The 20,994-nt window shown below is 70.6% G+C and carries 16 protein-coding genes; 4 read left to right on the forward strand and 12 right to left on the reverse strand.

Annotated elements, in window-relative coordinates; all coding sequences use genetic code 11:
* The first annotated feature begins 57 nt into the window (after positions 1-57).
* Together ACODT5_RS33850 and mscL are read left to right on the forward strand one after the other, a co-directional pair.
* Positions 58-633, forward strand: coding sequence for a hypothetical protein (locus ACODT5_RS33850; protein WP_422522897.1), 576 nt, complete (start codon positions 58-60; stop codon positions 631-633).
* 120 nt (positions 634-753) lie between these two features.
* Positions 754-1,257: a large conductance mechanosensitive channel protein MscL gene (gene mscL / locus ACODT5_RS33855; RefSeq protein WP_422525123.1), complete on the forward strand. Its 504-nt coding sequence runs from the start codon at positions 754-756 to the stop codon at positions 1,255-1,257.
* Positions 1,258-1,270: 13 nt separating this feature from the next.
* Here mscL and ACODT5_RS33860 read toward each other — a convergent pair whose 3' ends face one another.
* From ACODT5_RS33860 to nirB, 12 genes are all read right to left on the reverse strand, one after another.
* A complete protein-coding gene (locus tag ACODT5_RS33860; protein ID WP_422522898.1) occupies positions 1,271-1,504 on the reverse strand; it encodes a hypothetical protein in 234 nt (77 codons plus the stop codon).
* A gap of 37 nt (positions 1,505-1,541) precedes the next feature.
* Positions 1,542-2,969, reverse strand: coding sequence for a NarK family nitrate/nitrite MFS transporter (locus tag ACODT5_RS33865; protein WP_422522899.1), 1,428 nt, complete (start codon positions 2,967-2,969; stop codon positions 1,542-1,544).
* Between the two features lie 2 nt (positions 2,970-2,971).
* Entirely contained in the window at positions 2,972-3,340 is a 369-nt protein-coding gene (locus ACODT5_RS33870) for a hypothetical protein (protein WP_422522900.1), read from the reverse strand.
* Positions 3,337-4,008: a QcrA and Rieske domain-containing protein gene (locus tag ACODT5_RS33875; protein ID WP_422522901.1), complete on the reverse strand. Its 672-nt coding sequence runs from the start codon at positions 4,006-4,008 to the stop codon at positions 3,337-3,339. Before ACODT5_RS33875 ends, ACODT5_RS33870 begins: the two co-directional genes overlap by 4 nt.
* Positions 4,005-4,604 (reverse strand): 4Fe-4S dicluster domain-containing protein, encoded by a 600-nt coding sequence (locus ACODT5_RS33880; RefSeq protein ID WP_422522902.1) that lies wholly within the window; start codon positions 4,602-4,604, stop codon positions 4,005-4,007. The genes ACODT5_RS33875 and ACODT5_RS33880 overlap by 4 nt, the downstream gene beginning before the upstream one ends.
* A 6-nt stretch (positions 4,605-4,610) precedes the next feature.
* Positions 4,611-6,929: a molybdopterin oxidoreductase family protein gene (locus ACODT5_RS33885; protein ID WP_422522903.1), complete on the reverse strand. Its 2,319-nt coding sequence runs from the start codon at positions 6,927-6,929 to the stop codon at positions 4,611-4,613.
* Between the two features lie 235 nt (positions 6,930-7,164).
* Positions 7,165-8,259 (reverse strand): MFS transporter, encoded by a 1,095-nt coding sequence (locus ACODT5_RS33890; protein WP_422522904.1) that lies wholly within the window; start codon positions 8,257-8,259, stop codon positions 7,165-7,167.
* 106 nt (positions 8,260-8,365) lie between these two features.
* Entirely contained in the window at positions 8,366-9,193 is an 828-nt protein-coding gene (pflA, locus tag ACODT5_RS33895) for a pyruvate formate-lyase-activating protein (RefSeq protein ID WP_422522905.1), read from the reverse strand.
* Between the two features lie 109 nt (positions 9,194-9,302).
* Positions 9,303-11,573, reverse strand: coding sequence for a formate C-acetyltransferase (pflB, locus tag ACODT5_RS33900; protein ID WP_422522906.1), 2,271 nt, complete (start codon positions 11,571-11,573; stop codon positions 9,303-9,305).
* Between the two features lie 262 nt (positions 11,574-11,835).
* Positions 11,836-14,130, reverse strand: coding sequence for an FG-GAP repeat domain-containing protein (locus ACODT5_RS33905; protein WP_422522907.1), 2,295 nt, complete (start codon positions 14,128-14,130; stop codon positions 11,836-11,838).
* A gap of 187 nt (positions 14,131-14,317) precedes the next feature.
* Complete coding sequence (locus ACODT5_RS33910; RefSeq protein ID WP_422522908.1) at positions 14,318-15,739, reverse strand: MFS transporter; 1,422 nt, start codon at positions 15,737-15,739, stop codon at positions 14,318-14,320.
* Positions 15,740-15,986: 247 nt separating this feature from the next.
* Positions 15,987-18,767 carry a nitrite reductase large subunit NirB gene (gene nirB, locus ACODT5_RS33915; protein WP_422522909.1) on the reverse strand — a complete coding sequence of 927 codons (2,781 nt, stop codon included), beginning with the start codon at positions 18,765-18,767 and terminating at the stop codon, positions 15,987-15,989.
* Between the two features lie 270 nt (positions 18,768-19,037).
* Here nirB and ACODT5_RS33920 point away from each other — a divergent pair, with 270 nt between their 5' ends.
* Positions 19,038-19,763 (forward strand): sirohydrochlorin chelatase, encoded by a 726-nt coding sequence (locus tag ACODT5_RS33920; protein WP_422522910.1) that lies wholly within the window; start codon positions 19,038-19,040, stop codon positions 19,761-19,763.
* Between the two features lie 28 nt (positions 19,764-19,791).
* Positions 19,792-20,946 (forward strand): low temperature requirement protein A, encoded by a 1,155-nt coding sequence (locus tag ACODT5_RS33925; protein WP_422522911.1) that lies wholly within the window; start codon positions 19,792-19,794, stop codon positions 20,944-20,946.
* The last annotated feature ends 48 nt before the right edge of the window (positions 20,947-20,994 follow it).

Raw genomic sequence — 20,994 nt, forward strand, 5'->3', positions numbered from 1 at the left:
GCTGGGTCCGGACTCCGGGTCCCGGATCCGGACTCGCTCCCTCTGGTGGTGGCCGTCATGACCGCGAACTCCCGCGTCCCTTTCCCCTCGACCCTCTCCACGCCCCACGCCCACACCCCGGTGCGCCCCTCCCCCGTCCCCCGGCACCCCTCTTCCGCTACGTGTCCTCCCGCGCGCTCCGTTCCCCTCTTCGCCCCGCTCCGCGTGGGGCGGGCCGGGGACCGGCTGCGCAGGGCGGTGCGGCGCCGGCGGCGCGGGGCCGCGGCCGGGCTGGCCGTCGTGGCGGCCGTACTGGCGGTGGGCGGCACCGAGGCGCGGGCCTCGCGGGGCTCCGCACCGCCCGCGGCGCAGCCTCCTCCGGCGGCGGTGCGGCTGGTGTCGGCGCCGGTGCGCATCGCGGACGCGGCGACGGTGCGGCTGCTCCGGCCCGGGGACCGGGTGGACGTGGTCGCGGCGGAGCGCGGCGGGCCGCCCCGGGTGGTGGCGGCGGGGGCCCGGGTCGCCGAAGTACCCGCTCCGGAAGCGGGCGTTGGGGACGGCGGGGCGCTGGTGGTGCTGTCCGTCCCCCGGGATACCGCGCGGGCTCTGGTGGGGGCGGGGACCGTGTCCCGACTGGCGGTGACGTTGTGTTGAATCGTACGAACGTGCGGCCAAGTCACCGTGGGGTGAGGGTCGATTGGACAGGCCCGGCCCAAACTGCCGTAGCTTTCGGAACCGTTGGCTCCATGTTCGGCAGATACGAAGAAAGGCTCACTGGTGAGCGAGAAGAAGAAGGAGAGCATCCTGGCAGGCTTCAAGGCCTTCCTGATGCGCGGCAACGTGGTCGACCTGGCGGTAGCCGTGGTCATCGGTGCCGCGTTCACGAACATCGTGAACTCCGTCGTGAAGGGCCTGATCAGCCCGGTGATCGGACTCATCGGCACGCAGAGCCTGGACGCCTACAAGACCTGCATCAAGGACCCCTGCGCGGTCGGCGCGGACGGCAAGTCGACCGGCGTGGAGCTCCTTTGGGGCTCGGTGCTCAACGCGGCGCTCACGTTCCTGATCACCGCCGCGGTCGTCTATTTCCTGATGGTCCTGCCGATGGCGAAGTACCTCGCCAAGGCGGAGCAGCGCCGCAAGGCGAAGGAAGGCGTGCAGGAGACCATGGAGATCACCGAGCTGGTGGTCCTCAAGGAGATCCGCGACGAGCTGATCGCCCAGCGCGGCGCGGGTGGCGGGAACGTCCACTCCGGCGCTCCGGGCCCCCGGCTCTAAGCGGGGTCTCCGGTCAGACGTGGTGCGGGGGCTTCTCGTCGAGGAAGCGGGCCAGGTCGGCCGCGCTTCCGCCGGCGGGCGGCCGCTCGCCCCAGCCCCGGTCGGTGTCGTCCGAGGACTGCTGGTCCAGCGGGTCTGCGAAGTCCAGCCGCGGCTTCGGCCGAGCCTTCGGCCGGGGCTGGGCCGCGGACTCCGGCCGTGCGGCGGGCTTCGGGGCGTGCGGGTCGGTGGCGGGGGCGTCGCTCATGCCTCCAGGGTACGGCCGCCCCCGCCACCGGCTCGGCTCAGCTGGGAGCCTCGGCGCCCTTGCGGGCGTAGAACCACCAGCACACCACCAGGCACGTGACGTAGAAGCCGATGAAGATCCACAGTGCGTTGGTGACGGCCATGGCCGCGAACATCGCGGGGATGAAGAAGAAGCCGTAGGCCGCGATGGCCGAGGAGAAGCCGGTGACGGCTCCCGACTCCATCTCCGACTGCTTCAGCGCCGCTGCCTGCACCTCGGGGCCCTTGCCCTCGGCCGCCTTCATGTGCTGGTCACGGAAGATCACCGGGATCTGCCGGAAGGTCGATCCGTTGCCCAGCCCGGAGAAGGCGAAGGCCACCAGAAAGCCGATGTAGAAGGGCCAGAAGTTGCCCTCCTGGCCTCCGGACGGAAGCGCGAAGATGACCACGACGAGGGCCGCCGCCATGCCGACGAAGGACAGGATCGTGACCCTGGCCCCGCCGATCTTGTCCGAGAGCCAGCCGCCGCCCCAGCGCGTGAGCGCCCCGATGAACGGGCCGATCCAGGCGTAGGTGGTGGCCTGGTAGCCCTGGGCCTCGAAGTTGTTCTTGATCAGCAGCGGCAGTCCGGCCGCGAAGCCGATGAAGGACCCGAAGGTGCCGACGTACAGCCAGGTCATCAGCCAGTTGTGCTTGCGCTTGAAGATGATCTTCTGCTGGCTGAAGGGGGCCGCGGCCACCTTCAGGTCGTTCATCAGGAACCAGGCGGCCAGCGCCATGATGACCAGGAGCGGCACCCAGAGGAAGGCGCCGTTCTGCAGCCAGATGTCGGTGTTCTTCTTCGCGTCGTGCTGCGGGCCGCCCGCCGGGGCGCCCAGGACGGCGGCGGTGACCACCAGCGGGGCGACCAGTTGGACCACGCTCACGCCGAGGTTGCCGAGGCCGCCGTTGAGGCCGTTGGCGCTGCCCTTCTCCCGCTTGGGGAAGAAGAAGCCGATGTTCGCCATCGAGGAGGCGAAGTTCGCGCCGCCGATGCCGCACACGGCCGCGATCAGCGCCAGTTCCCAGTAGGGCGTGCCGGTGTCCTGGAGCGCGAAGCCCAGCCACAGCATCGGCGCGATCAGGATGATCGTGCTGAAGGCGGTGAACTTCCGCTCGCCGAACATCGGCCCGATGAAGGTGTAGAGGATCCGGAAGGTGCCGCCGGTGATGCCGGGGATGGCGGTCAGCCAGAACAGCTGGGACTTCGAGAAGCCGAAGCCGACGTCGTTCAGCTTGACCACGGTCACCGACCAGACCTGCCAGACCACGAAGCCGAGCATCAGGGCCGGGATCGAGACCCAGAGGTTGCGCTGGGCGACCCGGTGGCCCTTGGACTGCCAGAAGCCCTCGTCCTCGGGCCGCCAGTCGGCGATGGTGGCCCCGGGCTTGTAGCTCTCGGCTCGGTGGCTGCGGGGTGCCGACGGAGTCGGCGTGGGCATCGACATGGTCATCGGTCCTTCGGGTCGAGGAGCCACAGTCCGATCACTACGAGGAAGGACAGGACCAGGAATCCCGCTCCCCACCACGCCGTGCCGGTGTTTCCCTTCATCCACTCGTTGACGGTCACGGTGAGCGCCCAGAGCTGGCCGATCACGACCGTGAGGGCCAGGACGAGGCGCGCGTTGAGCCGTGAGGAGCGCTCGGGCTCCTGCTCGGTGCCGGCGCCCGGGCCGGGGCCCGTGTGCCGGATCCGGGGGTCCCCGTATCCGCTGGTGGAGCGGATCTGCGGGTACCGCTCGTGCACGGGGCGGTTGAGCCGGGGCTGGGCACTGCCCGGGTGGTACTCCGGGCGGGGCGGCAGCGGTGTCTCGCTCATGTGGGCCTCCTCTCGGTGGTGCTCGCCCGGGCCGAGCCGGGGCAGCCCAGGCGGGCGGACTCCACCGGGTGGGTGTCGCCGAACTGCCGGCAGAGCGCGTCCTTGGCCGGCTCTCCCGACCGGGCGGTGGCGACGGCCCAGACGCTGCCGTCGGCCTGCTCGGTCAGGTAGATCCTCGGCAGCGGGCGCGGCGGCGGACCGGCCGTCACCTCGCCGGTGCGGGCGTCGAAGACACCCTCGTGGCAGGGGCAGTACAGCTCCCCGTCGGGGCCCCGGTCCTTGCGCCACAGCACGCCGCAGGCCAGGTGGGTGCAGACGGCGGAGTAGCCCACGAGGGAGCCGTCCCCCAGGCGCACGGCCAGGGCCCGGTCGTCCTCGCCGGGGAACCGGAAGGCCACGGACTCGCCGGGGGCCAGCCGTTCGGCGACCTTCTTCGGGTCGGGCAGGCCCTCGTTGTCCCCGTGCCGGTGCAGGATGCCGGCGGCCACGCCGATACCGCCGATGGCCAGGCCTCCGGAGACGGTGGCGACGATCCGCAGGTAGTCCCGGCGGGTCGTCAGGGAGTCGGCGCTGATCCGGTCGCGCAGCTGCTCGATCGCGGCGTCGGCGGCCGCTCCCCCGTCGGGGGCCGGGCCCGGGTGCGGAGGGGGCTGCTCGGTGACGCTCATCCCACGTCCCTTCCGTTGATCTCCACGACGGGCAGGCCGCCGGGGACGGGCCACTGGACCTTGTCGGCGGGGACGACCATGGCCACGCCGGTCTGGACGACGACGTCGCCGAAGACGAAGGAGTCGGCCACCTGGACCCCGGGGCGCTCCGCCTGGAGCTCTTCGAGGGTTCCGTAGAAGAGGGCACCGGTCGGGCAGACGGTCGCGCACATGGGGGCGAGGCCGTAGGCGGTGCGGTCGTAGCAGAGGTTGCACTTCATCTGCAGCTTCGCCTGGAGGTCGATCTTCGGGATGCCGAAGGGGCAGGCGTTGACGCAGTTGGAGCAGCCGATGCAGCGGGTGGTGTCGGCCTGCTGGACCACCCCGTCGGCGGTCACCAGGATCGCGTCGGCGGGACAGACCTCGGCGCAGGGTGCGACCGGGTCCTCGCAGTGCATGCAGACGCTGGGGAGGGAGGCGACGGACATGCCGGGTTCGGTGTAGTCCAGGTGGATCATCGACTTGCCGCGGTGCGAATCGCACTCACGGCAGGCCGATACGCAGGCCTGGCAGCCGATGCAGCGACCCGGGTCGATGAAGATCGTGCGGCCCATCATGGCGGGTCAGCTCCTCTCCGCCGTGCCACGGCCCTGCGGGGCCGTGGGGGGCAGGGGATCGGTGCGGGAGACCTGGGTCTCCGGATAGGCCTCGCGACCCGGCGGCATGGGCGGGGCGGGCACCTCGTCGACCCGCTCGGCGGCCTCGATCCGGGCGGCGCAGACCTTGTACTCGGGGATCTTCGAGCGGGGGTCGAGGGCGTCGATGGTCAGGGCGTTCGCGGAGGTCGGGACGGGCCAGTGGTACGGGATGAAGACGGTGTCGGGGCGGATCGCCTCGGTGACCAGGGCCGGGAACACCTCGCTGCCGCGCCGGGTGACCACCCGGACCGGTTCGCCGTTGCGGAAGCCGTGCGAGGGGTGGACCTCCACCCAGGGGCGGGGGGTCTGTTCGACGAGGGCGCCCAGCCTGCGGGTCTGGTTGCCGGAGAGGAAGTGCGCGACGGTGCGGCCGGTGGTGAGGGAGAGGGGGAATTCCTCGGTGTAGGCGTCCATGGGCAGGTGCCATTCCACGACCTGCAGGTGGATCTTGCCGTCGGGGTGGTAGGTCCGGCCGTCCTCGAACAGCCGGGGGGTGCCCGGGTGCTCGGTGGAGGGGCAGGGCCAGGCGATGCCGCCGGTCTCGTCGAGACGGTCGTAGGTGATGCCGTAGTAGTCGTTGACCGTGCCGGCGGAGGCGACGCGCAGCTCCTCGAACACCTCGCGGGAGCCGGGGAACTCGAAGTGCCGGCCGGCGCCGAGGCGCCTGGCGAGCTCGCAGATGACCCAGGTGTCGGTGCGCACCCCGGCGGGGGGCTCCTGGGCCTTGTTGTGCTTGACGACGCGGGCCTCGGCGTTGGCCATCACGCCCTCGTCCTCGGCCCAGGTGGTGACGGGGAAGACCACGTGGGCGTTGGCCGCGGTCTCGGAGAGGAAGAAGTCGAACTGGGCGTGGAACTCGGCGGTGTCGTAGCCGTCCTTGACCACCGCGTAGTTGGGGAGGGAGACGAAGGGGTTGTTGCAGATGCCGATGAGTCCGCGGATCTCTTTTCGCTGCATCTGCCAGACCATCTCCATCATGGAGGTGCCGGCGGTGGGGAGTTCGGACTCCTCGATGCCCCAGATCTGGCAGATCTGCTTGCGGTGCTCCGGGTTGGTGATGGAGCGGCCGCCGGGCAGCATGTCGGACTTCTGACCGTGTTCGCGGCCGCCCTGGCCGTTGCCCTGGCCGGTGATGGTGCCGTAGCCGGCTCCGGGCTTGCCGATGTGGCCGGTGGCCACGCACAGGTTGATGACGGACAGGCAGTTCTCGACGCCCTGGGAGTGGTGCTCGATGCCGCGGGCGTGCCAGGCCATGGCCTTGCCCGCGCCGGCGAAGACGCGTGCCACCTGGACGATCTGCGAGGCCGGTACCCCGCAGATCTCCGCGGAGCGGGACGGCGGGTACTCGGCGACGGTCTTCTTGACCTCTTCCCAGCCGGTGGTGTGCGCGGCGATGTAGGCCTCGTCGGTGAGGCCTTCGGCGATGACCACGTTCAGCACGGCGTTGAAGAAGGCCGAGTCGGTGCCGGGCTTGAGCGCGACGTGGATGTCGGCGGTGCGGGCGATGGCCGTCTCGCGCGGGTCGATCACGATCAGCGAGGCGCCGCGGTCCCGGGCGCCCCACAGGTACTGGGTCATCACGGGGAAGCACTCCCCCACGTTCGACCCGGCGATGAGCAGGCAGTCGGTGAGGAGGATGTCGGAGAAGGGGTTGCCGGCCCGGTCGATGCCGAAGGCGAGCTTGTTGGCCCCGGCGGCGCTGACCATGCACAGGCGGCCGTTGTAGTCGACGTGCTTGGTCTTCAGCGCGACCCGGGCGAACTTGCCGACCAGGTAGGTCTTCTCGGAGAACAGGCTGGCTCCGCCGAGCAGCCCGAAGGCGTCGTTGCCGTGGGCCTCCTGGATGCGCCGGATCTCGGAGACGGTGAAGTCCAGGGCCTCGTCCCAGGAGCACTCCTTGAACTCCTCGTCCCGGGAGCGCCGCATCAGCGGGGCGGTCAGCCGGTCGGGGTGGTTGACCTGCTGGTAGGCGTTGATGCCCTTGGGACACAGCCGCATCCGGTTGATGTCGTGGTTGCGGGGTTCGACGCCGAAGACCTTGCCGCCCTTGTCCACGCGCAGGTACATCCCGCACTGCACTCCGCAGAAGCAGCAGTGGGTGGGGACGAGGGTCTCGCCGTTCTGGTCGGCGTGCCACTTGTCGGCGGGGATGCCGCCGGCGTCGCGGAAGTTGCGGGTGCCGGGCGGGGCGATGGAGGGGTCGATGGGCAGCGGGGCCCTCTTCGAGGAGTCCGTCGCGGTCACTTGAGCCTCCAGGAAATTGCGCCGTCTTCAGGAATCGGACTCGCGCCACGACAGAAGCGAGTAACTTGATTTGCGGGCGGTGCGTAGCGAGAACCAAGCACGCGCATCACCCTTTGCATTGCCGTTCTCCGGGCTGGTCTCAACCCGGCTGGCGCTGATCGTGGAAGACCTGACGGGCCGCTGGTCCGCCCAGGCGACGTGAGCCAGGAATCCCCTCCTCCGGGAGCGGGAGGTTTCAATTGAAGCCCTTCTTGACATGGGCCAGGTAGACGCTGCCGCGCAGCAACCTTTTGCAGCGCGGGCAGTATTCAACGAAGGCGTCGAAGTCGAGCTTCAGGTCCTTCATCGTGCCGCGCAGGTTCTCCACGTAGGGCGTGGTGTCGATGGGCTCCTCGCAGCGCTTGCAGAGGAAGACCTGCTCGTCCTGGCGGGCCGTGTACTTGAAGAGCTGCATGCCGACGGCGGCCGGGCGCTGGACGATGTGGAAGAACTTCCCGAACGGGATGTAGATGAGGGTGAACACCACCGACACCATGTGCAGGATCGCGAGGAACTCGTATCCGCCGCCGTGCAGGAAGATCGAGGAGAAGGTCAGCAGCAGACCGGTCACGGAGATGACGATCAGGCAGATCAGCGGCAGCAGGTCGTAGGCGAAGCGCTGGCCGGTCATGGCCCCGCGGTCCTTCATCCGCCGGTACAGGAAGTACGAGGCGCCGGGGATGACGAGGACGGCGGCGATGTCCAGGCCGTGGAACATCAGCCAGCCCAGGACGCTGAGGGCGTCGAAGCCGAGGACCTTGATGCCCCAGACCCGCATGTCGTAGCCGGGGCCCGCGCCGCTGTCCGAGGTGAAGGTGAACCAGCCCCAGGTCAGCGGGAAGGTGATCGCCGCGGCGAGGAGGCAGCCCCAGAACATCAGCTGGTGGGCGATCCAGCGGGGGCGCGAGCGGGCGCCGAGGAACTTCTGGAAGCCGAGGTAGGTGGCGATCATCTTCGGCAGGGCGGTGGGCGCCTTGCGGAAGTTGTCCACCGACCAGAAGCTGCCGATGCCCTTCTTGAAGAGGCGCCGCGCGCCGGGGGCCGAGACCCACACGGTGTACCGGTAGGCCACGCCGAAGGCCAGGAAGACGGTGGCCACGGCGTAGGGCAGCAGGGCCGAGTCGAAGTCCCGCAGCAGTCGGCTGCCGAGCACGATCGCGATGATGAGCAGGAGCGAGACGACGGTGCCGGCCAGGGTGGCCCGTGCGGTGACGGACCGCCCGGCCGGCGGCGGGGTCTCGGGCGCCGGTGGGGGCGGCGCGGCGTCGATGACATCTGAGGGCTCGGACACAGCACCACGCTAGGTGGTCTGTACCGATTCGGCCCGTTATGTGGAGCTTACGGGTGCGCCGTTCGAGTGGTGGCTCGGGAGGGAGCTCCGAGGCCGGCCCCGGAGCTCAGACCGCGTTCAGTCCCTGCGCGGCGAAGATCGCCTTTGCCTCGGCGACCTGTGCGGCGGTCGGCGACGGCGTGTCGTGGAGGGTGAACTTCATGTCGAGCGCCTCCCACTTGCTCTCGCCGAGCTTGTGGAAGGGCAGTACGTCGACCCGCGAGACGTTGCCGAGGGTGGCGGCGAAGGCGGCGACGCCCTCGATGTTCTCCGTGGCGTCGGTCAGTCCCGGCACCAGCACGAACCGCAGGTGCACCTCCTTGCCGAGGTCGGCGAGGCGGCGGGCGAAGTCCAGGGTCGGCTCCAGCGGGCGGCTGGTCACCTTCTTGTACGTCTCGCGGTCCCAGGACTTGATGTCGAGGAGCACCAGGTCCACATCGCGCAGCAGCGCGTCGGTGGCGCGGGCCCCGAGGAAGCCGGAGGTGTCCAGGGCGGTGTGCAGTCCGAGGTCGTTCTTCATCCGGTGCAGCAGTTCGCCGGCGAAGACGGGCTGGAGCAGCGGCTCGCCGCCCGAGATGGTGGCGCCGCCCCCGGAGGCGGAGATGAACTTGGTGTACTTGCGGGCCTCGGCGATGACGTCGTCGGCCGAGGTGCGCTTGCCGTTGCGCATCCGCATGGTGTCGGGGTTGTGGCAGTACAGGCAGGTCAGCGGGCAGCCGGACAGGAAGGTCACGAACCGGGTCCCGGGGCCGTCGACCCCGGTGGACAGGTCCCAGGAGTGCACCGTGCCCTCGCTCGGCCGCTGTGTCGCGGCGGCGGCGGGAGTCTGGCCGGCGCTCACGCTGATCGCGTTGGCGTGGCCGACGGGGAGGCTCGTACCGAAGAGGACGGTCATGGCAGGTGCTCCAGCTTCCAGATTCCGTGGACTGATCTGGTGACGCGCGGTCCCGGGGCCGGGCGAGGGCCGGCCCCGGGCCGCGCGTGCTCGTGGGTCTCTCGAAGGATCAGAGAGAGCCGTGGAAGGTGCGGTTCAGCACGTCGAGCTGCTGAGCGCGCGTGAGGCGGACGAAGTTCACCGCGTATCCGCTGACGCGGATGGTGAGCTGCGGGTAGTTCTCCGGGTGCTCCATGGCGTCCATGAGCGTGTCGCGGTTGAGCACGTTCACGTTCATGTGGAAGCCGTCGACCGCCATGTAGCCGTCGAGGACGCCCGCCAGGTTCTTGATCCGCTCCTCGGGGGTGCGGCCCAGGCCGTCGGGGGTGACGGTGTTGGTCAGCGAGATGCCGTCCTCGGCGTCCCCGTACGGGAGCTTCGCGACCGACAGCGCCGAGGTGACGTAGCCGTGGGTGTCGCGGCCGTTCATCGGGTTGGCACCCGGGGAGAAGGGCTCGCCGGCGCGGCGTCCGTCCGGCGTGTTGCCGGTCTTCTTGCCGTAGACCACGTTCGAGGTGATGGTCAGCACCGACTGGGTGTGCTCGGCCTCGCGGTACGTCGGGTGCTTGCGGATCTTCTTCATGAACTCCTCGACCAGCCACACGGCGATCGAGTCGACACGGTCGTCGTTGTTGCCGTAGGCCGGGTACTCGCCCTCGATGGTGTAGTCGGTGGCGAGGCCGGTCTCGTCGCGCACGGCGGTGACCTTGGCGTACTTGATGGCGGCCAGCGAGTCGGCGGCGACCGAGAGGCCGGCGATGCCGCAGGCCATGGTGCGGCGCACGTCGCGGTCGTGGAGCGCCATCTCGATGCGCTCGTAGGCGTACTTGTCGTGCATGTAGTGGATGACGTTCAGGGCGTGGACGTAGGTGTCGGCGAGCCATTCCATCTGCTCGTCGAACTTGGCCATGACCTGGTCGTAGTCCAGCACCTCGGAGGTGAGGGCGCCGGTGGACGGGCCGACCTGGGCGCCGGACTTCTCGTCGCGGCCGCCGTTGATCGCGTAGAGCAGGGTCTTGGCGAGGTTCACGCGGGCGCCGAAGAACTGCATCTGCTTGCCGACCGGCATGGCCGAGACGCAGCAGGCGATGGCGGTGTCGTCGCCGAAGCGCGGGCGCATCAGCTCGTCGGACTCGTACTGCACCGAGGAGGTGTCGATCGAGACCCGGGCGCAGAACTCCTTGAAGCCCTGCGGCAGCTGGGGCGACCAGAAGACGGTCATGTTCGGCTCGGGGGCCGGGCCGAGGTTGTAGAGGGTGTGGAGGTAGCGGAACGAGGTCTTGGTGACCAGCGGACGGCCGTCCTCGCCCATGCCGGCGATCGACTCGGTGACCCAGGTGGGGTCGCCGGAGAAGAGCTCGTCGTACTCCGGGGTGCGCAGGAAGCGGACGATGCGGAGCTTGATGATGAAGTCGTCGACCAGCTCCTGGGCCTGCTCCTCGGTGAGGATGCCGGCCTCGATGTCGCGCTGGAGGTAGACGTCGATGAAGGTGGAGGTGCGGCCGAGCGACATGGCCGCGCCGTTCTGCTCCTTCACGGCGGCCAGGTACGCGAAGTACAGCCACTGGATGGCCTCGCGGCCGGTGGTGGCCGGGCCGGAGATGTCGTACCCGTAGGAGGCGGCCATCGCCTTGAGCTCGGCGAGGGCGCGGATCTGCTCGGAGAGCTCCTCGCGCAGGCGGATCGTCTCCTCCAGCGAGCGGTTGCCCGCGGGGAGGGAGTTGATCTCCTCCTTCTCCTCCTTCTTGACGGCGATGAGGCGGTCGACACCGTAGAGGGACACGCGGCGGTAGTCGCCGATGATGCGGCCGCGGCCGTACGCGTCCGGCAGGCCGGTCACGATGCCGGCCTTGCGGGCGGCGCGGATGTCGGGGGTGTACGCGTCGAAGACACCGGCGTTGTGGGTCTTGCGGTACTCCGTGAAGACCTTCTCCAGGTCGTCGGAGACCGGGTAGCCGTAGGTCTCCAGCGCGCCGGCGACCATGCGCCAGCCGCCGTAGGGCATGATCGCGCGCTTGAGCGGGGCGTCCGTCTGGAGGCCGACGATCAGGTCCTTGTCGCGGTCGATGTAGCCGGGGGCGTGCGCGGTGATCGACGACGGAATGTCGTACGAGACGTCGTAGACGCCCTTCTCGCGCTCCTCCGGGAACTTGTCCGTGATCGCCTTCCACACGGCGGTGGTGCGCTCGGTGGGACCGGCGAGGAAGGTGTCGTCACCCTCGTACGGCGTGTAGTTCTGCTGGATGAAGTCGCGGACGTCGACGGCGTCGCGCCACAGGCCGCCCTTGAAGCCGTTCCAGGCTTCGCCGTTCTTCGTGGTTTCCGCAGGGGTGGCAGTCATCGCCCGCACCTTCCGATCGCCTCATTGCTTGCATCCATTGCACGCCTTTTGATCGATCATTTGGCGCCGCGTTGGTCCTGAGCTGGGGCCCGAAAGTCCCCTGATCCCCAGCCCTCAGGGTCTCCCATCCCGGCTGACCTGGCACTTTGGGCAGGTCAAAGGTCCATCGTGCGCTTGTGAAAACTTTCACAAGATTCTGGAAAGATGGCGCCCGCCGCCTGGTCAGGGACCGGGCGGCGGGCGCGGAGGCGGAAGGGCGCCGTCAGAAGGGGCGGTAATACTTCAGGGCCGGGGCGGTGGGGCCGAGCTGCTTGCGGCTGGCGAAGCTTCCGGTGCCGTTGCCTGCGTTGAGCCAGGCGAGGCCCTTCGTGTCGCGGGAGATGAGGTCGGTCTTGCCGTCGCCGGTCAGGTCGCCCGCACCGACGACCGCCGTGTAGCTGCCGCCCCAGTCCTTGAAGACCAGCGCGCGCGGCTTGAAGACACTGGGGCCGGTGCCGATCCCGGTGCCGTCGTAGCGCCAGAGCTCGCCCGAGGCGTCGAGGGCGAGCATGTCGGCCTTGCCGTCGCCGTTGAGGTCGCCCGTGCTGATCATCTTCTTGTAGATGTTCCAGCCCGTGCCGACCTTGACGCGGGCGGCGAAACCGCCCTGCCCGTTGTTCGCGTACAGGTACAGGTACCCGCTCGCGGAGGACCGGGCCAGCAGGTCGGCCTTGCCGTCGCCGGTCAGGTCCCCGGTCGAGACGACGCTGTCGTACAGCTTCCAGTCCGAGGAGACCTTCTTGTACGCGGATCCCTCCGAGGGCAGCCCGCCGCAGACCGGGGTGTACATCCGCACCTCACCGGTGACGAGCCGCACGAGCACGTCGTTGCAGCGGTCCCCGTCCAGGTCACCGAACGGCAGGAACTGCGCGGCCTGCACCTTCGGTTGCTGGGCCCAGTCCACCCGCCGGCCCTCGACCAGATCGGTGGCGCCGACGGAGAAGCTCCTGAGGGCGTCCCATGTGGGCACGTCACCGTGGTTGTAGTCGGCGAGCAGTTCGGGCTTGCCGTTGTCGTCGTAGTCCCGCCACGTGGGCAGCGGGCGGCTCGTGGCCGTCGTCGCGGTGTAGGTCCGGTACGTGGTCTTGCCGTCCGCGCTCGCGTAGGTGTTCCACAGCGCGACCGGGCGGCCCTTGTCGTCGGTGGCCAGCTCCGTGCCCGGGTAGTAGCTGCTGACGCCCGTGCCGATGACCTTCGGCGTCGACCAGGTGCCGCCCGCGTACGTGGAGGTCTTCACGTCGGTGGGCCCCCCGCCGCCCGGCTGGTTCTGGGCCCAGGTGACCACGACCGCACCGTTCCCGGCCTGCACGGCGCGCAGCGAGCCCCAAGAGTCGCCGACCACGGCGTACCTGGAAGGGAACTCCTGCGGAGGCGTCCACGTCCCGGTGGCCGCCGACCGCACCGCGTAGGCGGGCTTGCCGACGGCGCCGTAATAGGGGCTGCTGGTGCCGAGGCTGATCGCCATCATGTCGCCGTTCGCCAGCGCCAGCAGCTGGGGACGGGACCGCCGGCTCGAACCCACGCCCACGGCCTCGACCGGGTTCCAGGCCGTGGCGCCCGCCGGCTTGTGGGCGTACTTCCCGTTCGAGAACCAGTGGAACCCGCTCTGGGGATGCTCGGCGAGCACGACGCCCTCCGGCTGCTCACCGAGCTGCGGCAGATCGGCCGGCTGGGACCAGGAGTCGGAACCGGCGGGCCGCTCCAGAGCCTTGTAGTACCACTTCCAGCCAGTCGGGTCAGAGCCGACGTCTTCGGCGACGCGCTTGGAGGTGCCACCCCAGATCACCATCGCGGCGCCGTCCTTCGCGACGGCGAGCCGGACGTCGGTGGCGTAGTAGACGTAGTCGTGCTCCTCGGTGTGGACGGCCTCCGGCAGCTGGTCGAGCACGGCCGGGGCGGACCAGGCCGTGCCCGCCTCCGGACGCTCGGAGACGGTCAGCTTGCGGTCGGCTCCCACCCACGCGGCGGCGAGCCGGCCCGAGGCGTTCGCCGCGAGGGTGACCCAGGTGGCCGCCGGGACGGTGGCGATGGTCTCCGGCGCCGAGAAGGCCGTGGCGCCGGGCAGGACCCGGGTGAAACGGATCACCACGGCCGTGCCGTCGGCGGTCTTCTCCGTCCACTGCATCGCGACGGAGCCGTCGCCGAGGGTGGTGAGCTCGGTGCCGGACACCGGCGTGACGGGCAGCCACTTCGTGCTGCCGGCCGGGCGTACGGAGGCCACGGTCCGGTAGCCCTCGCCGTCGGGCTGCTTCAGGAGGGCCACGATGGTGCCGTCCTTGGCCGACTTCATGTCCAGGACGTCCGCCGCGAACCCGGGCACCTCCGCGGCCGAGCCCCACCGGCCCAGCGTCGTGGGCGCCGCGGCGGTCGCGGCCAGGGACATCGCCGGAGCGGGATCAGGATCGGGCGTGACTGCCGCGGGCGCCGCGAAGGCGCTCGGCGCGGCGAGCGCCAGCGAGAGAACGGGTGCCAGCGCGAGGCCGAACCGAATGCGGGCATGACGAACGTGCAGAACCATGCTGAGAGCCCCCCCGGGCTTAAGGATCATCGTGAATGAGCCAGCTGACCGCAGCGTATAGCAGCCCCCACCGGTGATCGAGACGCGGGGAACGGGGGGCGAAGCACCGGAAAGCCCGGGTGGGGTGCGGGGCGCCGCTCGCGCAGCACCCCGCACCCCACCCGGGCCGACAAGCGGAGGGGACGGCCTAGCTGGGGGCCTCCGCGCCCTTGCGGGCGTAGAACCACCAGGCCACGACGACGCAGCTGGCGTAGAAGGCGACGAAGCCCCACATCGCGCTGGTCACGGCGAAGTTGGCGAACATCGCCGGGATGAAGAAGAAGCCGTAGGCGGCGATGGCCGCGGTGAAGCCGGTCACCGCACCGGACTCGATCTCGGCCTGCTTCAGCGCCTTCGTGTACTGCGGGGTGCCCTCGGTCAGGCCCGCGAGGTGCTGGCCGCGGAAGATGACCGGAATCTGGCGGAAGGTCGAGCCGTTGCCGATGCCCGAGAAGAAGAACGCCGACAGGAAGCAGAAGAAGAAGCCGTAGAAGGAGCCCTGGTCGGAGCCCACCGGCAGGAAGGTGATCACGCCGATGATGGAGGCGCCCATGCCCACGAAGGACAGGATCGTCACCCGCGCGCCGCCGAACTTGTCGGCGATCCAGCCGCCGGCCCAGCGGGCCAGCGCGCCGAGCGCCGGGCCCATCCAGGCGTAGGTGGCCACGGAGTACGCCGGGAAGGTCGTCTTGATCAGGAGCGGGAGGGCCGCCGCGAAGCCGATGAAGGAGCCGAAGGTGCCGACGTAGAGCCAGGTCATCAGCCAGTTGTGCTTGCGCTTGAAGATGATCTTCTGCTGGCTGAAGGGGGTGGAGGCCACCTTCAGGTCGTTCTGGCCGAACCAGGCGATGGCCGCGAGGACGATCAGGACCGGCACCCAGACGAACGCGGCGTTCTGGAGGTAGATCTCCGAGCCGTCGGCCTTCTTCTGGCCCGAGCCGATCGCCAGGACCGAGGTGGTGATCAGGATCGGGGTGAGCAGCTGGACCACGGAGACGCCCAGGTTGCCCAGGCCGCCGTTGATGCCGGTCGCGTTGCCCTTCTCCTGCTTCGGGTAGAAGAAGCCGATGTTGGCCAGCGAGGAGGAGAAGTTGGCGCCGCCGATGCCGCACAGCGCGGCGATGGCGACGAGCGTGGTGTACGAGGTGGTGGGGTCCTGCACCGCGAAGCCCAGCCACAGCAGCGGCACGATCAGGATCACCGTGGAGAGCGCGGTGAAGCGGCGCTGGCCGATCATCGGGCCGATGAAGGTGTAGAGGATGCGGGCGGTGCCACCCGTGATGCCGGGGACGGCCGTCAGCCAGAACAGCTGGGACTGCGAGAAGCCGAAGCCGACGTCCTTGAGGTTGGTCGCCGTGATGCTCCAGACCTGCCAGACCACGAAGGCCACCAGCAGGGCCGGCACCGCGATCCACAGGTTGCGGGTGGCGACCTTCTTGCCGGTGGTCTGCCAGAAGGACGGGTCCTCCGGCGTCCACTCCGTGATCGTGCGACCGGGGCGGTACTGCGCCGGATCGGCCACCTGCACTCGGGCGGTCGCCGCGCGCGCTTCCTGCTTGGCGGAACTCATGGCATGTCCTGAAGGTCGAAGGGGCCTGAAGGTCGAAGGGGCCTGAAGGTCGAAGGGGCCTGAAGGTCGAAGGGGCCTGAAGGTTCGGAGGGGTTGAGAGTCGGAGGGGTTGAGGAGAACGAAGAGAGAAGCCCTGACCTTCTTAGGGTCCGCCTACGGAGGCGGCTCACATCAGGGGAGAACGTCGTGTGGGCGACAGGACAAGGTCCCGTCGCCCACAGTGCGTTGGTAGGGCGGCCGCAGAGCCTTAGAGCCCGAGCTCCACCAGCGGCAGCGACACCTCGGGGTCGTCCAGGCAGATGCCGGTCCGCAGGTCGAAGACCTGCTTGTGCATCGGCGAGGCCACGACGGGCACCCCGTCGCGCGAGCCCATGATGCCGTTGGCGATCACGTCGGCGCCCGAGAAGGGGTCCCGGTTGGAGACGGCGTAGACCTCGCCCGCCCGGTCCTTGAAGACCGCGGCCTCGGTGCCGTCCGGCAGTACCGCGGTCCGCCCGCGGCCCGGCTCCAGGGACTGCGCGGCGCCCGCGACGGCCGCCCCGAAGTCCACGCTCCCGAAGCGCTCCAGCGCCGCCGGGTCCTCCAGGACCGCGGACCACTCGTCCTCGTACGCCGACACGTGGCGCTCCATCTGCGCCTCCAGCTCCGCGCAGACGCCGAGCGAGTCCTCGATCAGGACGGCCTTCAGGTGGTCCAGGCCCGCGCCGCTGCCGCCGAGCCGCTCCAGCCAGGCCGACGTCCGCTCCAGGCGCTCGCCGGTGCGGATGTAGTACATGAGGAACCGGTCGATCAGCGCGAAGAGTTCGGCGGTGTCCAGGTCCGAGGCCAGCAGGTCGGCGTGGCGCGGGGTCGCGCCGCCGTTGCCGCTGACGTACAGGTTCCAGCCGTTGGCGGTGGCGATGACGCCGATGTCCTTGCCCCGGGCCTCGGCGCACTCGCGCAGGCAGCCCGAGACGCCGCCCTTGAACTTGTGCGGGGTGCGCAGGCCCCGGTAGCGCAGCTCCAGGTCGATCGCGAGCTGGATGGAGTCGCCCTGCCCGAAGCGGCAGAAGCGGGCCCCCACGCAGGACTTCACCGCGCGCAGGGACTTCCCGTACGCCTGCCCGGACTCGAATCCGGCGCCGCCCAGGCGCCGCCAGATGTCGGGCAGCTGCTCCTTCTTGACCCCGAAGAGGCCGATGCGCTGGGCTCCGGTGATCTTCGTGTAGAGGCCGTAGTCCCGGGCCACCTCGCCCAGCGCGATGACCTGTTCGGCCGTGATCTCGCCGCCGGCGACGCGCGGGATGACCGAGTAGGTGCCGTCCTTCTGGAGGTTGGCGAGGAAGAGGTCGTTGGAGTCCTGCAAGGCCGCCTGCTCGCCCGCGAGGATGTGTCCGATGCCGAGGTCGGGGGCGAGGGTGCCCAGGACGTTCGCGACGACCGGCTTGCAGACGGCGCAGCCCTCGCCGCCCTCGCCGTAGGACTCCAGCAGTTCGCTGAAGCTGCGGATGCGCTCGGTGCGGATCTTCTCGTAGATCTCCGCCCGGGTCAGGGTGAAGTGCTCGCACAGTCCGCGGGGCTTCTCTATGCCCGCCGCGGCCAGTTCGGCGTCCAGGACCGCCTGCAGCGTGCCGATGCAGCCGCCGCAGCCCGTACCGGCCTTGGTGCACTTCTTGATGCCGCCGATGTCGGTGAGGGACTCCGCGACGACCGCCTCGCGCACCCGCCCCTTGGTGATGTTGTGGCAGCTGCACACCACCGCGTCATCGGGCAGCGCGTCCGCGCCGGGCAGTGTCACGCCCTCGCCCGACGGCAGGATGAAGGCCTCCGGCGGGGCCGGCAGCTGCCGGCCGGCGTGCGGCTTCAGCGAGCCGTACGCCTCCGCGTCGCCGACCAGGATTCCGCCGAGGAGCGCGCCGTCGGGGCCCAGCAGCAGCTTCTTGTAGACGCCCTCGCGGGCGTCGGAGAAGACCACCGAGACGGCCCCGTCCCGGCCCTCGGGGGCGAAGGGGTCACCGAAGGAGGCCACGTCGGCGCCCATCAGCTTGAGCTTGGTGGAGGTGTCGGCCCCGGTGAAGGTCAGCTCGCCCGCGCCCGCGAGGGCCTCGGCGACGGTCTCGGCCATCTGGTAGCCGGGCGCGACCAGCCCGTACACCTTGCCGTCGACGGTCTGCGCGCATTCGCCGATCGCGTAGACGTACGGGTCGCTGGTGCGGCAGTGGCCGTCCACGACGACCCCGCCGCGGTCGCCCACGGCCAGGCCGCACTCGCGGGCCAGGCGGTCGCGCGGCCGGACACCGGCCGAGAAGACCACGACGTCGGAGCCGATCTCCTCACCGCTGGTCAGCCGGAGCGCCTGCGCCCGCCCGTCGGGGTGGATCTGCACGCCGGCCGCGCCGACGCCCGTGTGCACGGCGACGCCCATGGATTCGATGGTGGCCCGCAGGGCGGCCGCGCCGCCGTCGTCCACCTGCAGCGGCATCAGCCGGGGCGCGAACTCCACGACGTGCGTGGCCAGTCCGAGCGTGCGCAGGGCGCCCGCCGCCTCCAGGCCGAGGAGCCCGCCGCCGATGACGACACCGGTACGGACCTCCGCGTCCGCGGCGTACGCGGTCAGGGCCTCGACGTCGTCGAGCGTGCGGTACGTGAAGCAGCCCTCGGCGTCGGCGCCGTCGATGGGCGGCACGAAGGGGTAGGAGCCGGTGGCCAGCACGAGCGCGTCGTAGCGGAGCACGTCGCCGGAGCGGGCGGTGACCGTACGGGCCGTGGTGTCGATGAGCTCCGCCGGGTCGCCGAGGCGCAGGTCGATGCCGTGCGCCTCCAGGAAGCCCGGTGCGACCAGGGACAGCTCCTCGCCGGTGGAGCCGGTGAAGGCCGCGGACAGGTGCACGCGGTCGTAGGCCGGGCGCTCCTCCTCGGCGAGGACGGTGACCTGCCAGCCGCCGCGCTCGGGGCGGGTCGGGTCGGCGAGCGCGTCACGCTCGGCGAGCGCCTCCAGCAGGCGGTGCCCCACCATGCCGTGGCCGATGACAACCAGCGTCTGCCCCATGGATCTCACTCCGTGTCCCTGTGCCGCGCGGTCCCGGGGCGGCCAGGGCGGCCGGGCGAGGACGTCACGCGTGCATGCGTTCCGACTCTTCGACGGTAGATCTGCGCCACGGCCCCGAACGCCCGAAAAGGACCCCTGGGGACGGGGAAACGACCCTTTCCGCACAGGACCTCCGGCCCGCCGCACGGGCCCTTGGCCAGGCTGCCCCGGGGCCGCACCGCGCCTAGCGTGGGAGGGGGACCCACGGGGTGGACCAGGGAGGCAGACCACATGCTCGTCATCGCCGTCCACGGCAGCGCCGTCCCGGAGGCCGCCGCGACCATTGACCGGCTCGTCGCCGCCGTCGAGGCCATCAGCGGGGTGCACGCGCTGGTCGGGCACCTCGACGTGCAGCGCCCCTCACTCGCCGAGGTCGTACGGGAGCACCCGCGCGCGGTGGTGGTCCCGCTGCTGCTCGGCGACGGATTCCACCGCCGCGTCGACATCCCCGCCGTCCTGGAGGGCACCGGCTGCGTCCTCACCGAGGGCCTCAGCGGCGAGCGCGACGTCGCCCGCGCCCTGCACGGCCGCCTGCGCGAGGCCGAGCGGCGCCGCGGCCCGTACACCCGGGCCGACGCGGTGGTGGTGGCCGGAGCCGGCTCCTCCCGCCCCGGCGGCAACGCCGGTACGGAGGCCTGCGCGGCCCAGCTGGCCGCCCTGCTGGACCACGACGACGACGGCGCCGCCCCCGTCCCCACGCTCCCCGCCTACCTCACCTCCGCCGGGCCGACCGTCCCCGAAGCACTGGCCGCCTTCGAGGAGGCCGGGTACCGCCGGATCGCGGTGGCGGCGCACCTGCTGGCCCCGGGCCGCTTCACGCGCACCCTGAACGCCTCGGCCGCCTGGACGGTCTCGGAGCCGCTGGCCGACCACCCCCGTCTCGCCCGGCTCGTCCTGGGCCGGTACGAGTCCGCCCGGGGCACACGGGCCCTGAGGGCCGCGCGCCTCGCCTGCTGAACCCCGTAGGGCTGCTGTCCTGGACGGCATGCCTCTGGCTTACGTACCCATGACCGCCCGCAGCCGGGACGAGGGTCACCGCCCCTCCACCCCGCTGGAGCTCTTCTTCGACCTGTGCTTCGTCGTCGCCATCGCGCAGGCGGGCGCGGCCCTCGTACACGCGCTGGCCGAGGGCCATCCCGGCACCGGCGTGATCAGCTACTCCTTCGTCTTCTTCGGCGTGTGGTGGGCGTGGATGAACTTCACGTGGTTCGCCTCCGCCTACGACTGCGACGACGTGCCGTACCGGATCGCGACGCTCGTCCAGATCTGCGGCGTGCTCGTCTACGCCGCGGGGGTGAGCCGGGCGTTCGACGAGAACGACTGGACGGTGGCCGTCATCGGCTACCTGATCATGCGCGTCGCGCTCACCGCCCAGTGGCTGCGCGCCGCCTCCGGCGAGAGCGGCGAGGCCCGCACGGCAGCCCTGAAGTACGCGGCCGGGCTGGTCCTGTGCCAGGCCGGCTGGGTGGCGCTGCTGTTCGCCCCGGACGGGTCCAAGCGCTGGCTGTTCCTGATCCTGGTCGCCGCCGAGCTGCTGGTTCCGGTGGTGGCGGAGCGCGGCCACCAGACGCCGTGGCACCCCCACCACATCGTGGAGCGCTACGGCCTGTTCACGATCATCGTGCTCGGCGAGACGATCGCGGCGAGCACGGTGGCCGTGAAGTCGGCGCTCGACGAGCACGAGGCCCTGGGCGAACTGCTGCCCATCGCGGCCGGCGGGCTGCTCATCGTCTTCGCCGCCTGGTGGATCTACTTCGCGGTGCCGATGCACGAGCACCTGACCTCCAACCGGGAGGCGATCCCGTGGGGGTACGGACACCTGCTGATCTTCGCCTCGGGCGCGGCGATCGGCGCGGGCATCGAGGTCGCGGTCGAGCACGCGGTCGGCAAGGCACACGTCTCGCAGCTCGCCGCGAACGCGGCCGTCACCGTCCCGGCCGCGCTCTTCCTGCTGATGGTCTGGCTGCTGCACTCCCGCCACTTCAAGCGGGGCCCGGCCCAGCAGCTGACCCTGCCCGTCTCCGCCCTCGCGGTACTGGCCTGCTCGTGGACGGGCACGTACGCCGTCCTCTACGCGGGCCTGGTCGCGGCGGCGACGGTGGCGGTCGGCCTGACCCTGGCGACGCGCGCCGACCGTTGACGCCGTGCGGCGCCGTGCGACGCCGGCGAGGCTGGATTGGGCTGACGC

Source organism: Streptomyces tatrensis, from assembly GCF_049310065.1.
GTDB lineage: Bacteria > Actinomycetota > Actinomycetes > Streptomycetales > Streptomycetaceae > Streptomyces.

Bases quoted from the DNA above. Each gene is read 5' to 3' on its own strand.
- ACODT5_RS33865 (WP_422522899.1), bottom strand. From the start codon at position 2,969: ATGTCGATGCCCACGCCGACTCCGTCGGCACCCCGCAGCCACCGAGCC.
- ACODT5_RS33850 (WP_422522897.1), top strand. From the start codon at position 58: ATGACCGCGAACTCCCGCGTCCCTTTCCCCTCGACCCTCTCCACGCCC.
- ACODT5_RS33925 (WP_422522911.1), top strand. From the start codon at position 19,792: ATGCCTCTGGCTTACGTACCCATGACCGCCCGCAGCCGGGACGAGGGT.
- pflA (WP_422522905.1), bottom strand. From the start codon at position 9,193: ATGACCGTCCTCTTCGGTACGAGCCTCCCCGTCGGCCACGCCAACGCG.
- ACODT5_RS33905 (WP_422522907.1), bottom strand. From the start codon at position 14,130: ATGGTTCTGCACGTTCGTCATGCCCGCATTCGGTTCGGCCTCGCGCTG.
- ACODT5_RS33870 (WP_422522900.1), bottom strand. From the start codon at position 3,340: ATGAGCGAGACACCGCTGCCGCCCCGCCCGGAGTACCACCCGGGCAGT.
- ACODT5_RS33860 (WP_422522898.1), bottom strand. From the start codon at position 1,504: ATGAGCGACGCCCCCGCCACCGACCCGCACGCCCCGAAGCCCGCCGCA.
- ACODT5_RS33920 (WP_422522910.1), top strand. From the start codon at position 19,038: ATGCTCGTCATCGCCGTCCACGGCAGCGCCGTCCCGGAGGCCGCCGCG.
- ACODT5_RS33875 (WP_422522901.1), bottom strand. From the start codon at position 4,008: ATGAGCGTCACCGAGCAGCCCCCTCCGCACCCGGGCCCGGCCCCCGAC.
- ACODT5_RS33910 (WP_422522908.1), bottom strand. From the start codon at position 15,739: ATGAGTTCCGCCAAGCAGGAAGCGCGCGCGGCGACCGCCCGAGTGCAG.
- ACODT5_RS33880 (WP_422522902.1), bottom strand. From the start codon at position 4,604: ATGATGGGCCGCACGATCTTCATCGACCCGGGTCGCTGCATCGGCTGC.
- pflB (WP_422522906.1), bottom strand. From the start codon at position 11,573: ATGACTGCCACCCCTGCGGAAACCACGAAGAACGGCGAAGCCTGGAAC.
- nirB (WP_422522909.1), bottom strand. From the start codon at position 18,767: ATGGGGCAGACGCTGGTTGTCATCGGCCACGGCATGGTGGGGCACCGC.